The following is a 14825-nucleotide window of genomic DNA, read 5'->3' as shown; positions in this document are numbered from 1 at the left end:
ATGTCGGCTCAACGTACAACCACCATCATTCAGTCGCCCGCCGTCTCGGACAAGGGCCTGCTTCGCGGCTCCCTGGGCCTTGCGGCCTTCGCGCTGGTCGGCCTCGGCCTGCTTTATCCGCTGGCCGGAGTTGGCCTTGGTCAGGCGCTTGTCCCCGAAACTGCCAACGGCAGTCTGATCGAGCAAGGAGGCAAGATCCTCGGCTCGGAACTGGTCGCTCAGCCGTTCGCTGGCAAGCAGTACTTCCAACCGCGTCCATCCGCCGCCAACTACGATCCCATGGCGGTCGCGGGCAGCAACCAAGCGCGAACCAATCCGGAGATGCGCCAGCGTGTCGAGGAAGCACGAGCCGCCGTGGCGCAGCGGGAACACATTGATCCGAACGCTGTTCCTGGCGATCTGGTCACGCAGTCTGGCGGGGGGATCGACCCACATATCAGTCCGGAGGCGGCTGCCGTCCAGATCGCGCGTGTTGCGCAGGCACGTGGGCTGCAACCTAGCACGGTTGAAGGGCTCGTTGCGCAATACACAGAGGACAAGCAGTTCGGCGTGCTGGGACAGAGGCGAGTCAACGTGCTGAAGCTCAATCTCGCCCTGGATGCGCATCAGGCTGCCTCTGCGACACCCTCGGGTGCGCAGTCCGAATCGGCAGTTCCTCAACGGTAAGGACGGGAGGCGTATGAGCACGTTGAGCAAGCACCTGGATGAAATCGACATCCTGTTGGGGCTCCAAGCCGCGAGCAAGCGTGAAGTCTTCCAAGCCATCGGGAAGCACATGCAAACCGCCCATGGCGTACCGGCAGAGTCGGTTGCATGGTCGCTCCTTCGCCGTGAATTGGCTGGATCAACGGCACTTGGTTGTGGCGTAGCGATTCCGCATGCCCGTGTGAAAGAGTTGGAGCGGATTCGTCTGCTCTACCTCAGGGTGGTTCCGGCGCTCGCGTTCGACAGTCCAGACGGTGAGCCGGTTTCGGACATCATGGCCCTGATGGTCCCTGCGCCTGCGACGCAGGAACATTTGGACGTGCTTGCTCATGTCGCTTCACTTTTTTCGGAGAAGGCGTTCAGAAAGGCGCTGCACAAATGCGAGCAACCGGGTCAAGTCATGGAAGTCATTGCGAACTGGCCGCATTGAGAGGAGCGCAGCAAAGAAGCCATACTGTTGATGCCTCAGGGTACGAGGGATCATCAGTGATGTGCGTGGGCATCGCCTGCGAGGCCGATCGCATTGCCGTCACGGCGAGCGGTGGGCCTGGCGGGCGATTGTTCCAATCGCTCTTTCCCGCCAACACCGTGGGTCGAGCGGTGGTCCGCATGTTCTGTGCTGGATTCCGGCAACCCATGCGAATTGTCATCAGCGGCGTTCGCGCCTTGGATCTCGCACTGTTGCTGGGACGGGGTGACAGGCGGGAAGTGATTCTGTTATATCAGTCGATACCCTCGGCTGCTTTGGCCGCTCACGCATTGCGTCGATCGTAAATCGCGGCATTGCAATTACCGATTTCCGACTTATCGTTTTAACCGCACAGCACATTGAAAAGAGAGCCATGGGGTCTGAGAACACAGAAAAAGCTGATGCCCTGGTAGGCGAGCTACGGCGCCAGGCGGCGGGCAGACTGACCGTTTTCCTCGGTGCTGCACCCGGTGTGGGGAAAACCTACGCCATGCTGGCCCGTGCGCGAGACCTGCATCGCCAGGGGATTGACGTGCTCATCGGGATCGTTGAAACACATGGCCGCGGGGAGACGCAGGCCATGGCGGATGGCTTGCCTTATCTCGCGCGAAAGAAGGTCGAGTACCAGGAACGCACGCTCGAAGAGATGGACCTCGATGGCCTGCTGGCGCGCAAGCCGGCCATCGCCCTCGTAGACGAGCTAGCGCACCGCAATGCGCCAGGCAGCCGCCATGAACGCCGCTGGCAGGACGTCGAGGAACTTCTGGATGCGGGCATCGACGTATATACCACGGTCAACATCCAGCATCTGGAGAGCTTGAATGACGTGGTGCATCAGATCACAGGAATTCGCGTCAGCGAAACCGTCCCTGATGCGGTGTTCGAGCGCTTGCGAGACATTCGACTGGTTGACCTGCCTGCGCAGGAACTGATCGAACGCCTCAATCAGGGCAAGGTCTATCTTCCGGAGCAAGCAGCTCAAGCTCTTCAGGCATTCTTCTCCCCTTCCAACCTGACGGCGCTGCGCGAGTTGGCGATGCAGACTGTCGCTGATCACGTGGACATCGATTTGCGTGAGAAGCGCACCGCTCGCGGACTGTCCGATATCGCCATTCAGCGCCATGTACTCATTGCCATCGACGGTAAAGGCCAATCGGAGTACCTGGTGCGCGCCGGCGCGCGGATCGCCGAACGTCGCGGGGCACCCTGGTCGGTGGTGGCCGTCGATACAGGGAACTCCGCTGACGCGGCTCTTCATGCCGAAGATCTCTACCGAGCCGCATCGCAGCTCAATTCAATGGCTCGGGCCGAGCAACAACGTCAGATGGAACTTGACAAAGCCTTCGCTCTGGCTCGCAGTCTGGGTGGTGAAACAGAGTTGCTGCACAACACGGACATCACGCAAGCACTGCTGGATGCCGCTGCTGCGCGAGGAGCCCGCTCCATCGTGATCGGTCGCACGCGCGAGCGTCCGATCGCTAGGATGTTCAATCGAACGCTGACCCAGCAACTGCTGCAAAGAGGGGCCCGCTACGAGTTGACCATTGTCAGCACGCCGCAAGCGAGACAAAAGGCGCGGGGTTTCCATAGCTTGAAGGGTGAGCGCCTGGCCAAGGGCGAACCTACGCTGATCATGCTCGCCACCCTAGGGGCCATTGCTGCAGCGTTCATTGCGGAGCGCTTCGTCGGGCTTGAGGATCTATCCACAGTATTCCTGGTGGCCGTCTTGTTGGTGGCAGCCAGGACCCGCATGTTCGCGGCCGTCATCACATCGATGCTGTGCTTTGCCGCTTATGACTTTTTCTTCATCGAACCCCGCTTTACGTTTGTCATCAGCGCTCAGCGAGGTGTGGCGACCGTGCTTTTGTTCATGGCTGCAGCATTGATTGCGGGTCGGCTTGCTTCGCAATTGAGAATGCAGGTCGTCTCATTGCGCGTGGCCAACACCCATGCCACGGCCATGCAGAACCTGGCTCGGCAATTGTCCAAAGCGGCAGATCTTGGACAGGTCATTTCCGCCAGCTTCTCCGTACTCCAGTCCAGTTTGAACGCCCAGGTATGGCTGCGCATCAATGGTGAATCTGGCCCAGCCGCGGTCCAGGGCGAACTATCAGAGAAAGATAGGGTCGCCGCCGACTGGTCTCAGCAACATGGTCAGGCCAGTGGCCGCTACACAGATACGCTGACCAATTCCGCCTGGTGGTTCCTGCCGATCCGCTCCGATCAGGACACGATCGGCGTGGTGGGATTGCGATTTCCTTCGGCGATGGGGCGGCTCTCATTCGAGCAGCGGCGTCTGGCCGAAAGCATGACGGATGACATCGGCCAGGCAGCGCTGCGCGCCCGGCTGGTCTCGGAACTTGAGGTGGCCCGAGTGACGGGCGAGACGGAGCGGTTGCGCTCGGCCTTGCTTTCGTCGGTGTCCCACGACTTGCGCTCACCACTGTCTTCCATGATCGGTGCGGCCGATAGCCTGTCCCGCTACGGCAAGGATATGAGTTCAGAAGATCGTCAAAGTCTGCTGGAAACGATCAGTGTCGAGGGTGAGCGACTGGACCGCTACATTCAGAATCTGCTGGACATGACCCGGCTGGGCCAGCAAGGCCTCACCTTGTCGCGCGACTGGATTGGCGTGGATGAGTTGATTGGTTCTGCCTCGCGGCGCCTGCAGCGCTATGAGCCGACAGCAAAGGTCGAAAGCGACATCGATCCCAAGATCGGCCTCATCCACGTTCATCCTGCATTGATCGAACAGGCCATCTTCAACGTCATGGAGAACGCCGCCAAGTTTTCCCCACCGGGCGAACCGATCCGCGTTCAGGCCAGACCCGGTGATGGCAATGCAGTCCTGATCGACATCTCGGACAGCGGCCCTGGCATCCCGGAGGACGAGCGACGCAGGATCTTCGACATGTTCTACAGCATGGAGCGCGGTGATCGCGGAAAACAGGGGACGGGCCTTGGCCTGACGATTGTGCAGGGCATCGTGGGTGCCCATATGGGAAAAGTAGAAGCGTTGCCCGGTCCGCAGGGACGAGGCACATTGATTCGGCTGACGTTGCCCATGGGCGAGCAGCCGAGCGAGGAATGAGACCATGAGTGCAGCTGCAGCTATCGATTCCGCGCCCGCGCCGCGCGTTCTTGTGATCGACGACGAGCCGCATATTCGCAAGTTCATCGACATCAGTCTGCGATCGCAAGGCTATCGTACTTTGCTGGCTGCGACGGGGCAGGAAGGCTTGAGCATGCTAGGGGGGAAAGGGGCTGACATCGTGGTGCTGGACCTCGGACTTCCAGATCGCGATGGCGAGGATGTTCTCAAAGAGCTGCGTCGGTGGTCACGGGTCCCCGTCATCGTCCTGACCGTTCGCTCGGACGAGGAGGGGAAAGTCGCGTTGCTCGACGCCGGTGCCAATGACTATGTGACCAAGCCCTTCGGGATCGAGGAACTCATGGCTCGCATTCGCGCGTTTCTCAGGGTGAGTGGACTGCGTAGCGAGACAGGGCCCATCTACGATGACGGGAATCTGCACATCGACCTTCCCCAGCGCGAGGTAAAGCTCCAGGGGCAGGTCGTCACCCTCACCCGGAAGGAGTTCGCGTTGCTGGCCCTCCTGGTCGAGCAGGCAGGCCGTCTGGTGCCACAGCCTCAGCTTTTGAAAGAGGTGTGGGGCCCGACCCACGAGGAAGATGCGCACTACCTGCGGATTCTTGTAGGGAAGTTGCGCAACAAGTTGGGGGACGACGCATCGGCGCCAACATACATCGTGACAGAGCCGGGTGTCGGACTGAGGTTTGTCGGTAAGGAGCGGATCTGAATGCGTTGAGTTGGCAACAGAGCCATCCAGTCATTCGTGTGTCGCGCATGAAGTTATGCATATAGAGTATTCGAAATCGTTGTCGGTCGATGAGCGGCAGCACATCGTGAATGAAGTCCTTCGCCATGACCGCGCGCCGGTAGGCGTGGGTATGCCGCGGGCCATTGGCCTCAGTGCCCGCATTAAAGATACGCTCGTGGGCGGCGTGTGTGGCCGCATCGAGAAAGACCGCTTGTACGTCGAGTATCTGTGGGTGGACAGCCGATTTCGTGGCCAGGGCATCGGTTCCAATTTGCTTCAAGCGGTCGAATCCGCGGCAAGGGATGGAGGTTGCGTCGAATCTCAGATTGAAACGCTATCGAGGAAGACGGCTCGGATTTACTTGGCGAGGGGCTATCGAGTCACGCATCATCTGTGCAACTACATCCCCGGATTGACGCTCACTGTCATGACAAAAGAGCTGGGTGAGTCGCATATCGTCGAGTGCTGATCGGCATTCTTACCACTGGGCGGGCGGTAGGTTTAACCGCTGTATCGCGCGCTTGATGAGCCAAGCCATGGTGATGGTGCCCAACAGATAAATGACGCCCGTCACGTTCGGCATGTTGCCGAATGAGGAAACCATGAATTCCTTGATTTTGAGGTAGGCCCATCCTGCCAAAGATGTCTCGTCAAATAGAATCGCAGCGAGCATAATGACCGTCGATAGCCAACTATCCTTGCGCTGGCTATTGGCGTGCCTGAGCCCGTTTTGTGATCGAAGCACCGCAGCCCTCACTTGGATTCGCATGGCAAGGAGCACGTGCACCCCAGCCAGAGTCCAGAAAAACGCAGCTGCCGCGCTCATCAGAATCGACCAGAATCCGTTTCGCGGTGCCGAAAAACCTTGCTTAGAAGATTTTTTATTTTCGGCTGCTGGGCTGGGTCAGGCCGACTCAATGCTCGCAGAAACCGGTCGCACAGCCAGCGTGCGTCATACCGACTAATTGTTTCCATCAACGCTCGGTGCCGCTCTTGTCGCTCAGCAAGAGACATGGTGAGAGCGCGGTGCATGACATAGGCCATGGACTCCTTGTCATAGGGGTTGACAGCCAGGGCAGCCGGCATTTGTTCGGCATCCCCCGTAAACTTTGAGAGAACCAGAACCCCGGGGGCATCGGGGTTCTGTGCCGCGACAAACTCTTTTGCCACCAAACTCACGCTGTCTCTAAGCGGGGTTACGAGCGCAACCTGCGCTGCTTGATAGAGTCCGGCAAGTTCCTCGCGGCTCAGCGTCCTGTGGATGTAGCGAACAGGCGCCCAATTCAGTTCCCCTATGTCCCCGTTGAGCGCGCCGCACAAGGATTCAATTTCACTTTGAATATCGGTGCAAGAATTGGTTTCGTCGCTTGCGGGGAATGCGACCTGAATCAAGGTAGCGCAAGAACGGAACTCAGGAAACCTCTTCAAGAATTCACCAAAACCTCGAACTCGATGAGGAATGCCTTTGGCGTAGTCCAAGGGGTCGATACCGATGAGGAGTTTGCGTCTTGAGTACTCCTGCTGAATTCTTTGCAAAGCCTCTTGTGAACCCTGGGATTGCGCGAATGCTCGGAAGTTTTCCACATCTATCCCGAGAGGGAAGACGTCGACCAAAGTTCTCCCGCGCCGCGTAACCACGGAGCCCTCAACAGCCTGGTCTCCAAAATAGGTCCGAACGTAGGATAAGAAGTTTTCCTTGTCTTCGTGCGACTGAAATCCCACCAAATCATAGGCAAACAGTGCGCTAAAAAGCGATTCGTGATTCGGCAGTGCTGCCAGCGTTGCAGAGGGCGGTAATGGCGTATGGAAAAAAAAGCCGATACGATTCATGACTCCGGCCGCGCGCAGTTCCTCCGCCAACGTGATGAAATAATAGTCATGAGCCCAGACAATGTCGTCGTCGTCAAGGATGGAAGTAAGTGTATCGGCGAATCGCTTATTGACCGCTCGATAAATCAACTCACCTGATCCATCGAATTCTGCCAAATCAACGCGCTGATGCAGCAACGGCCACAACTGACCATTGGCATAGTTTTTGTAGTAGCCATCGTGTTCTTTTTGGCTGAAGTTGACGCAGAGATATTCAACATTCCCATCAATGGAGCGCTCAACTCGGTTTTCTCCATTTGTCTCCGCTGTGATCAGCCCGCTCCATCCGAGCCATAATCCACCATGCTCTCGAAGAAGCTTGCCCAAGGCTACGGAAAGTCCACCTGCATCTAGAGTGTGTAGATCCGCCAGACGGTTTGAAAGCACAATCAACCTGCCGCTCATACGACCTCTCTGCTCCCAACTGCAGCGATGGAACTGCACAAAAAACAAGGCAACAGGTGGAAATGCTACGTTGGAGGACGAGAGCGCTCCGTAAAATTGGCGATAAATTCCCTGAGCCGCCTTGTTTAGGCGGTAAACATGAAGCAGGATCGGAACGTTCGACGCTGAGACAAGGCGCCGAGCAACCTCGGTATCTTGTTGGCGTTGCGCCGTCTGGGCCGAGGCCAAGTCCGCTCCAGATTCCGCGCTGGTTGCATGCGGGTGTGCCCAGTTGAGCAACGTTGGCGGCTGCACCGGGCGAAACCACTTTCACTGGTCGCGGTTCGCTTGAACAAGTGAAAGATACGGATTGTTCGGCGGCGGGTTCTGGAACAGCTGCAGAGGGTCTGTGAGAAGGTAGCCATGGAGGCGGCGCGTCTTCCTTGGTCCAACCACATCACAGATCCAGATGTTCAGGCCGTTGGGTTGCTTGCGATGCACTTGCAGTCGTTCGAATCGTTTTTGCACCCATTGCCAATCTGACTGCTCCTCCTGTTTGGCCAGCGCACTTACCTGCGGATGTTCCTGCGCATACCGTTGGAACACGCCGGGACTGACCAAGTACGCGGTATCGCTCACCGAATGCACCAGCGCCTTGGCGTCGTTGATGATGAGGCGCCGCGAAGCGATGCCCTTTCGCAGCCACGCCATGAAGTGCTCGCCCGAAGGCTTCGTCGCCGAAAGTACGGGCGCTGGTGTTGGTGACGAAGGCAGTGCCGCTACCGAGGCTGACTCGGGCACATCGGGGCGCATGTTGGGCGCATCGTGCGAGGCAGTTTCCACATCCTGAGCAGAAGCCATTCCCACCATCGCCAGCATGTCCTCGACGACGTCGGACATGACCTGAGGCTTGGGCGGATGAATAGAAGCGGTGCTTCCAGCTTCTTCCCATGGCAGCGCCTCTTGGCTTGCCGAGGCGGCCTTCGCATCAGCCGTGGGAGGTGGGAGCGACGTATCGGCCTCCTTGTCCGCAGGAGCCGTGTCGATCGCCACCGTCCCGGCGAACGGCGCCGGCCGCTCGCCAGACTCCCAAATGAGCGCGGGTGCCAGCCGCAACAGGGTGAACGGATGGGACCATCCGGTGGAACTGGTCACGGTCGCGCGCCAGATCGCCTTACCGTCTGGGGTGGGCTGCAGCATGCCGTGATCCTGCAGCACGTTGAACACCGTGGTGTTGTTCGCAGGGATGCCATCGACACCCTGGGACAGCAGGTGCGCGCGCAGCTTGTCGGAAACGGTCTTGCTCACCAGCCACAGCGCGTCCTCGGTGAGCCAGCCATCGGAGGCTTCGGGCTGGTTCAGCTTCAGCTCTTCCTTGAGCAGGTAGCGCAGCCCGTCGACCAGCTTGCGTTGGAGCGAGTGCTTGGGCGCGGCCATGGCGCGTGCGGGATCGCCGCCCAGTTCCTGGGCGACGGAGGCGCGGTCGGCCTGCACGACCAGCTCGCCCAGCGCTCCGGCGTGCTCGTATTGCCCGGCCAGGACGTAGAGCAGCGACGCCCAGAGAGACGGATAGCCACTGAGCCAGTCCAGGAGGTCGCGGTCGAGCAGTTGCCGGTAGAGCAAGCCCGCCGCGGCGCTGTGGAGCCGGTACTCGCGGTCGGGGTTGTAGCGGAAGCGGTAAGGCTGGCGCAGTGGGCCGTGCCATGGGTGCCAGGTGCTCCCGTCGGCCAGCTCGACGTGCAGATCGACCGCCACCTTGCCGATGTCATGGAGCAGCGCGGCATAGGCGATGGCGGCGGTCCAGGCTTCGGCCTGCGCCGCCTGGTCTTCGGGGCTGGCACCGATGGGCAGCAGATGGGACTGCCGCAGTTTCAGGCTGTAGGCGACGATTTCCAGGCCGTGGTCGAGCATGCCGCCCGGATAGGCGTGGTGGTGCGCTTCGGAGGCCGGGAAAGCCTGGACCAGCTCGGCGTAGCGCTCCAGCGGGGCGCGGTAGAGGGTGGCGAACTGCCGGCGCGAGAGCGACGTGCGCTGCCAGATGTGTTCCAGCAGCTTCTGCCGGCGCGGGGTGGCCAGCAGCGATGCGGCCGACTCCGGCCGCATCAACCCTTTTGGGAGATCGACGGCGGGAGCTGGTGACGGCGCGGCAGCGACCGGGGGCCGTTTTCGCTGGAACAGGGAGAGCATGTCGGTGTCCTGATGGCGGGCCGGGCGGGAGGCCTTTTGGCCTTTTCGAGGTAGGGCCTTTCCCCTTGCACCCCATTCCCTTGCCGTTTCGACCCTTTGGCCTTTCACCGTTTCGGTATAGCGGGGCCTGGGTTGCGGCTCCAGCGTCAATGTGGAACCCGCACGAATGGATTGGACGGCGACCCGGCACCGGCCCCGGCCTATGCTGCCAAGACGCTACCAAGGTAGGCTTCCACTAAGGCGACAAAGTTGACAAGAGCGACAAAGGCGACTAGAGTGAATCCTGTCTCAACCTACCTGGGAGCTGACCATGCCCACTGCCATCGAATTCATTGCCGACCGTCTTCCGCGCGTCACGGTGGAGGATGTGCGCCGCTTCGCCGATACCGTCGAAATCCGGGATGCCCCAGCGTTCGCGGCCGAGTTGCAGGCGTTCATCCACGAGCGCGTGGAGGCGGTGACGCTGCCCGCCAACCTGGAAGGCGAGACGGTAGAGCAGGCCTTGGAGCGCAAGGCGGCCGCGTTGCGCGCCGACACGCGCTGGGCACCGACTGAAACCGACGTGCAGAGGGGCCGCGCCGTGCTGCTGGAAGCCTTCAACCAGCCGGACAACCTGCTTCCTGCCGAGTTCGCCAAGCTGGCGGACAAGTCGCGCCAGCAAATCTACAAGGACATCCTCGCCCGTCGTCTGCTGGCCCTGAACGTGGGGCCGCGCGGCCAGAAGTTGCCAGACTGGCAGCTCGACCCGGTGAAGCAGCAGTTGACCCAAATCGTGCTTCAGGAGGTCGAGGGCATCGACCACTGGACGATCTACCGCGCGCTGTCCGAACCGCTCGAAGGCTTGGGCGGTCGCTCGCCGGTGGATGCAGTGACGCATGGCACGATCGATGACGTGGCCGAGGCCGTGTTCAACGTGCTGGGCGTCCAGGTGCATTGAAGCGAGATCGCCATGAGCCACGAGCTGCCTTCGTTCCTGATCGATGCCGGCGAACTGCTCCAGCATGTGAGCCGCGTCGTCTATCGGGGCAGCCCGCTGTACTTTGGCCGTAGCGGCACGAATCGCTACGATGATCCGGCGGGAACCTACGGTGTGCTCTACCTCGGGCGCGACCTGCCCACGGCGCTGATGGAGTCGGTGTTTCACAAGCACAGGTGGCTTGAAGATACGAAGCGCTCTATCGCCCTGGAGGAGGTCCAGGCCCGGATGGTGCGCGCAGTAGGCGTGCTGGATGACGTGCTCTTGGCAGACCTCACGGCGCCGGGCGTCATGGCGGGCTACTTCGGCCTGAATCTGGAGCAGTTGGCCAGCCGCGCCTACACGCACACGCAGCAGGTGTCCGCCCAGGTGCATGCGATGCGCGGAAATGACGGCCAGCCCCTGTTCGACGGGGTGCTCTATCCGTCGCGCAACAACTATCCGGCGGCGAGCATCGCGCTGTTCGAGCGGGCGGGAACGAAGATCAGCGTCATCGAGGACATCGACCTGGCTGACCATGTGGATTGGCCGCGTTTCGTTGCCACCTACCGTGTCGGCATCGAACCCGATCCCGGCCCGGTGGAGCCGGATGGCGAAGCACCCTGAAGCAGCACGAAAACACATTGAAGCCGCAAACCGAATGAAGTGGAGCAAACTGGAATAGGCATTCCTCAGCAGCAGGAGACGACCATGAACACGACGATCCGCACCAGCACCGCAGAACGCCTCGGCCGCTCCCTCGGTCGTGGGTGGCGTGCCTATCTGCGCGGCGAGCGGCGGGTCTTGGCTTGGCTCGGTTTGCAGGGGCTATCAGTTCGAGTGGCTCATGTCCTGCTGTGGGCGTTGAAATTGTCTGCCATCGGGGCGCTGCTCTACTTTGCGTTCTGGCTAGCTTTGTTGCTTGCTTTCCTGGTTGCGGCAGCACATGGGGATTGGGCCGCCGAGCAGGAGCTACCAGAGCCCGAATGGCGCGAGGGCCCGGTCGGATTTGGCCTCTACACGTATGACGGACATCGGATTGATCCGCACGACTTCAAAGACGAGGTCTAGCAGTAGAGACATGCTCACTTCTTCTTCGCCGGGCTACCGGCCATCCTCATGGCACCGCCAAAGGCCATGTTGCCCACCTTTCCACCTGCGGCTTTGGCATCTCCGGTGCCAGTAATCAGTCCCTGTAACGCTCCCCCCGCGTGAACCCCGGCCCATCCAAGGGCCGCGACCCAGAAGGTTGGAAGTACGATGAACATCGTGCCCATCACGTAGTTCAGGAGCATGTCACCGAAGGCATTGTTCAGCCCCATCACCGGATCGAAGTTCGAGTGCGGACGGTTCCACCCAAACCCCCAACCATAAAGGGCGTCCAGGATGGTCGAGTCGATCCAACGTGCAAGCTGGAACCAAAAATCGACAAAGAAGAACGAGAACTGCACCACACTCAAGACCACGAGGGTCTTCAAGTCATAGGTGCCCACAACCAACAGCAGCGGCAAGCAGACCACCAGCGCCATTTTCAGGAGCGCCATCACCATCGGCACGGCCTGGCGCAAAGCGTCCATCGCAGGAAACGCTCCGACGGCGCCAACCGCGAGGCCCGCGTCGGCAGCGGCGCGCGTGATGATGTTCGCGTCAGTCTTTTCGATCTGGCCGCCGTAGTCCGTATAGACGCTGCCCTGGTTCAGTTTCTGCTGCCGCGGTGACGCGATGGCGCGGATCACCGAATCGTCCACCTCGGTCCGGCTGAGGAACCCGGCCCAGCCCGCCAGGCGATTCAGCAGGCTCGGGTCCACCTGACCCAGAAGGCGTGCCCGCAGGCCGTTGCTGCCGTCTGACCACCACTGCCTGCAAGTCGGGTAGCCGCCACCATTGGCAACTTGCGCGAGGCCAGCATCGCGGGTGTCGTCATAGGGCCATGCCTCGCGTGCCGTGCTGGAGCGGTAGCTGTCGTAGTAGCCACCCGTGTCCGTGAAAAAGCGCGAGCCGATCCAGGTCACGTCGTGCATCTGCTGCTCATCGAGATCCGGGCGCTGCATGAACAATTTGGCCCGCGCAGGCCCATAGCAATCCCGCGAGAAGTCCGCGACCTCCTGAGCCAGTACCGGGTCGTCAATGCGGGTCGCGTCGATCTCCACCCTCATCTGCCGCAGGTCCGTACCGCACGGGATCGCCGCCACCGAGGCGCTCGTGACGGCGCGCGAGAGCGCGTGCATGAAGGCCCACCAGACCGGCACCTTCGCCGACTGGTTGTTGATGGTGCTAAATGACTGCGACCAGCCGGTTTCCGTAGGCTGCGGCACGCTGACCTGGCACTGCGCCGAGCGCGAGCTGTCGTACTGGATGGTGCTGAGGTCCACGTCGATGAACGGAATGCCCGCGAACATCACCACCACGATCGCGACGAACACCCGGTTCTCGATACGGGCGGCACTTAGTACGCCTTTGTTGCCCTCGTCAGCGCCTTCCGCGCGGGCCTTCAGCCACTCCTGCACGACGATGGCGACGAAAGGCAGCGCGAACACCCCGCTGGACACCAGCACGGCCCAGATGCCGTTGTTGACGATCCAGGACACGAGGGTGAGGTAGTACTCCAGATAGTCGGTCGTGAAGAGCGTCATGACCCCGATCTCCCCTCAAGCGGCCTGCATCAACAGGCTGGTTTCCAGCGCGACGATGGCCACGACGCCGGCGACCTCGGTGCGGATCAGCCGGCGCCGCGCCTGCCCATCTGTCCCGCTTTGGTCTTCGCGGGCCAGCACCCGGCGGCGCATCCAGAACCATCCATAGGCCGTTGCCGCGTACACGCACAGCCGCCAGATGAAGAAATGCCCTGCTGAGGCCGCCAGCCACCGTTCCCAGCCTGCAACGCTGCCGACCAGGTAGATTCCGACGACGTTGGCCCCCACGGCTGCGGCAACGATCAGCACCAGCCACAGCAGCGTCTTTGCTGCGCGCCGGCTGAACAACCAGCGCAGTGGCCGCCAGGTCATGCGCGCCGGGCTCATGGCCGACTCCCCGGATTGCCCTTCTGGAGCTGGTCGAGACGGTCCGGCACAGGATCGCCCTCGTAGATGCCGCGCGAGCCCGCTGCGCGCGTGCCGTGGCGCTGGATGATCGCCATGGGGGAGTTGTTCGCCAGCTCGCGCCGCAGTTCCAGTTCGGTCTTGAGGTTGCGAATCTCACGGTCGAGCGTGTCGCTCTCGTGGTTTACGGCCTCCACGGCAAGCTCGTTCGCCGCGACATTGGGCTCCTTCTTCCCCGTGAGCAGCGTGCGCTGCAGCAGCAGCGCCTTCTCCAGCACCGACGCCAGTGCGACCTCGGATGCCAGGCGCTGCGACAGCAGGTGCTGGTCGGGCTCATCGCGCAGCGCCTCGATCACGCCGCGTGTGATCGGCAGCGACGCACTGCCAGCCTCGCGCAGGTTCTCCGGCGTCGTGTTCCTCGCCTTGGAGACGAGATCCTGGAGCGCCTGCAGCTTGGCGTCGTACTCTTCCTGGATCAGCGGCGTGAGCCCGACGCCGGGCGTCGTCTCGGTCTTGGTGCAGGCGTCGCAAGTGCGCTGCTCCTTCTCGCCAAGCACGCGCGTGGCCCACGCGATGGCGGCCTGCGGCGAGGTCCAGGTCTGGCATGAGAGGCTGCTGCAGCTGGACGACGCGATGGACGAGGTGTCGGTCACGCCGCGGCCGTTGACCAGGTTGTAGCCGGCGCGGGTGACATCGCCGACGACCCTGATCGCGGGCTGGCCGGAGCCGCCCGCATTGCTGCCCCCGACCCACGGCACGCCGTCATTGCCGCGGCGCGTCTCGGCCTGCTCGATGGCCGAGACCGCATCCGTGCTCGACACGGCATCGCGCAGCGCCAGGCCTTCGGCCATCTGGCTCCAGCCGAGCTGGCCGCCCGCCATATCAGCCATCTTCTCGGCCATGGCACGGCACGTCAGCTTGCTGCGGTCGAAATCGAGTCGCGCCTGCAGCACGCCATTGGTGAGCAAGTTGTACAGACCGGGATCAGCCCGCTGGATGATCAGCGCGGGCAACGACGCTACCGCACTGGTGGCACTCTGGATCACCGACGACATGATTTGCTGGAAGCCGTTGGTGATGCCATTGAGCTGATTCCTCAAGGTGGTCTGGATGCTCATATCACCGCAGATCAAGTTGCTGTTCCAGCCCACGCCGACGCCGAGGGAGCGCATGCCGGCCGCACGCCCCATCGACACGGCGTTGCCGCCGCCGATCGAGTACACGACGTCATCGCCGATGACGCTGCCGCTGGTCTGGTATCCCAGTTGACCCCAGGCCACGCTGCTGCCCAGCGCGAGCGCGCCGGCCAGCGCCAGGACGATCTTTGTCCGACGTGCCCGACGGGAGAACGGATTGAATGCTGGACGGAACTTCATGGC

The 14825-nt window shown here is 61.5% G+C and carries 14 protein-coding genes; 8 read left to right on the top strand and 6 right to left on the bottom strand.

Annotation, left to right across the window (positions count from 1 at the left end; genetic code table 11):
* The 5 genes from kdpC (at position 1) to DFR37_RS17025 (ending at position 5482) form a co-directional block, all read left to right on the top strand.
* Positions 1 to 666, top strand: a complete 666-nt coding sequence (kdpC, locus tag DFR37_RS17045) for a potassium-transporting ATPase subunit KdpC (protein ID WP_113934437.1) — start codon at positions 1 to 3, stop codon at positions 664 to 666.
* A 13-nt stretch (positions 667 to 679) separates the two neighbouring features.
* Complete coding sequence (locus tag DFR37_RS17040; protein WP_113934436.1) at positions 680 to 1135, top strand: PTS sugar transporter subunit IIA; 456 nt, start codon at positions 680 to 682, stop codon at positions 1133 to 1135.
* Between the two features lie 412 nt (positions 1136 to 1547).
* Complete coding sequence (locus DFR37_RS17035) at positions 1548 to 4265, top strand: sensor histidine kinase (RefSeq protein WP_113934435.1); 2718 nt, start codon at positions 1548 to 1550, stop codon at positions 4263 to 4265.
* A 4-nt stretch (positions 4266 to 4269) separates the two neighbouring features.
* Positions 4270 to 4992, top strand: coding sequence for a response regulator (locus tag DFR37_RS17030; protein ID WP_113934434.1), 723 nt, complete (start codon positions 4270 to 4272; stop codon positions 4990 to 4992).
* Between the two features lie 106 nt (positions 4993 to 5098).
* Positions 5099 to 5482: a GNAT family N-acetyltransferase gene (locus tag DFR37_RS17025; RefSeq protein ID WP_193753905.1), complete on the top strand. Its 384-nt coding sequence runs from the start codon at positions 5099 to 5101 to the stop codon at positions 5480 to 5482.
* A gap of 9 nt (positions 5483 to 5491) precedes the next feature.
* Here DFR37_RS17025 and DFR37_RS17020 read toward each other — a convergent pair whose 3' ends face one another.
* The 3 genes from DFR37_RS17020 to mobH form a co-directional block, all read right to left on the bottom strand.
* Positions 5492 to 5839, bottom strand: a complete 348-nt coding sequence (locus DFR37_RS17020) for a hypothetical protein (protein WP_021205010.1) — start codon at positions 5837 to 5839, stop codon at positions 5492 to 5494.
* Positions 5839 to 7515 carry an alpha,alpha-trehalose-phosphate synthase (UDP-forming) gene (locus DFR37_RS17015; protein ID WP_244960361.1) on the bottom strand — a complete coding sequence of 559 codons (1677 nt, stop codon included), beginning with the start codon at positions 7513 to 7515 and terminating at the stop codon, positions 5839 to 5841. The genes DFR37_RS17020 and DFR37_RS17015 overlap by 1 nt, the downstream gene beginning before the upstream one ends.
* Positions 7516 to 7596: 81 nt before the next feature.
* The gene (mobH, locus tag DFR37_RS17010; protein ID WP_113934433.1) at positions 7597 to 9453 is read right to left on the bottom strand and encodes a MobH family relaxase; all 1857 of its coding nucleotides are present in this window, start codon (positions 9451 to 9453) and stop codon (positions 7597 to 7599) included.
* Positions 9454 to 9763: 310 nt separating this feature from the next.
* Here mobH and DFR37_RS17005 point away from each other — a divergent pair, with 310 nt between their 5' ends.
* From DFR37_RS17005 to DFR37_RS16995, 3 genes are all read left to right on the top strand, one after another.
* Entirely contained in the window at positions 9764 to 10390 is a 627-nt protein-coding gene (locus DFR37_RS17005) for an integrase (RefSeq protein WP_113934432.1), read from the top strand.
* 12 nt (positions 10391 to 10402) lie between these two features.
* Positions 10403 to 11035, top strand: coding sequence for an RES family NAD+ phosphorylase (locus tag DFR37_RS17000; RefSeq protein WP_113934431.1), 633 nt, complete (start codon positions 10403 to 10405; stop codon positions 11033 to 11035).
* 84 nt (positions 11036 to 11119) lie between these two features.
* Positions 11120 to 11479: a DUF3742 family protein gene (locus tag DFR37_RS16995; protein WP_113934430.1), complete on the top strand. Its 360-nt coding sequence runs from the start codon at positions 11120 to 11122 to the stop codon at positions 11477 to 11479.
* 14 nt (positions 11480 to 11493) lie between these two features.
* Here the strand turns inward: DFR37_RS16995 and DFR37_RS16990 are convergent, their stop codons facing one another.
* Genes DFR37_RS16990 through DFR37_RS16980 form a run of 3 tightly spaced genes read right to left on the bottom strand, consistent with a single transcriptional unit; the run spans position 11494 to position 14822 of the window.
* The gene (locus tag DFR37_RS16990) at positions 11494 to 13041 is read right to left on the bottom strand and encodes a conjugal transfer protein TraG N-terminal domain-containing protein (protein ID WP_113934429.1); all 1548 of its coding nucleotides are present in this window, start codon (positions 13039 to 13041) and stop codon (positions 11494 to 11496) included.
* Positions 13042 to 13056: 15 nt separating this feature from the next.
* The gene (locus DFR37_RS16985) at positions 13057 to 13428 is read right to left on the bottom strand and encodes a hypothetical protein (RefSeq protein ID WP_113934428.1); all 372 of its coding nucleotides are present in this window, start codon (positions 13426 to 13428) and stop codon (positions 13057 to 13059) included.
* Positions 13425 to 14822, bottom strand: coding sequence for an integrating conjugative element protein (locus tag DFR37_RS16980; RefSeq protein WP_113934427.1), 1398 nt, complete (start codon positions 14820 to 14822; stop codon positions 13425 to 13427). Before DFR37_RS16980 ends, DFR37_RS16985 begins: the two co-directional genes overlap by 4 nt.
* Positions 14823 to 14825: the final 3 nt, after the last annotated feature.

The sequence above is a fragment of the Eoetvoesiella caeni genome (assembly GCF_003315175.1).
GTDB classification, from domain to species: Bacteria; Pseudomonadota; Gammaproteobacteria; order Burkholderiales; family Burkholderiaceae_B; genus Eoetvoesia; species Eoetvoesia caeni.
Note: the sequence above shows the minus strand (reverse complement) of the source record. Positions and strands in the feature narration are given on the sequence as shown.

Coding starts and splice junctions, on each gene's coding strand:
- DFR37_RS16995 (WP_113934430.1), top strand. CDS start 11,120: ATGAACACGACGATCCGCACCAGCACCGCAGAACGCCTCGGCCGCTCC.
- DFR37_RS17005 (WP_113934432.1), top strand. CDS start 9,764: ATGCCCACTGCCATCGAATTCATTGCCGACCGTCTTCCGCGCGTCACG.
- DFR37_RS17000 (WP_113934431.1), top strand. CDS start 10,403: ATGAGCCACGAGCTGCCTTCGTTCCTGATCGATGCCGGCGAACTGCTC.
- DFR37_RS17035 (WP_113934435.1), top strand. CDS start 1,548: ATGGGGTCTGAGAACACAGAAAAAGCTGATGCCCTGGTAGGCGAGCTA.
- kdpC (WP_113934437.1), top strand. CDS start 1: ATGTCGGCTCAACGTACAACCACCATCATTCAGTCGCCCGCCGTCTCG.
- DFR37_RS17040 (WP_113934436.1), top strand. CDS start 680: ATGAGCACGTTGAGCAAGCACCTGGATGAAATCGACATCCTGTTGGGG.
- mobH (WP_113934433.1), bottom strand. CDS start 9,453: ATGCTCTCCCTGTTCCAGCGAAAACGGCCCCCGGTCGCTGCCGCGCCG.
- DFR37_RS16990 (WP_113934429.1), bottom strand. CDS start 13,041: ATGACGCTCTTCACGACCGACTATCTGGAGTACTACCTCACCCTCGTG.
- DFR37_RS17030 (WP_113934434.1), top strand. CDS start 4,270: ATGAGTGCAGCTGCAGCTATCGATTCCGCGCCCGCGCCGCGCGTTCTT.
- DFR37_RS16985 (WP_113934428.1), bottom strand. CDS start 13,428: ATGAGCCCGGCGCGCATGACCTGGCGGCCACTGCGCTGGTTGTTCAGC.
- DFR37_RS17020 (WP_021205010.1), bottom strand. CDS start 5,839: ATGAGCGCGGCAGCTGCGTTTTTCTGGACTCTGGCTGGGGTGCACGTG.
- DFR37_RS16980 (WP_113934427.1), bottom strand. CDS start 14,822: ATGAAGTTCCGTCCAGCATTCAATCCGTTCTCCCGTCGGGCACGTCGG.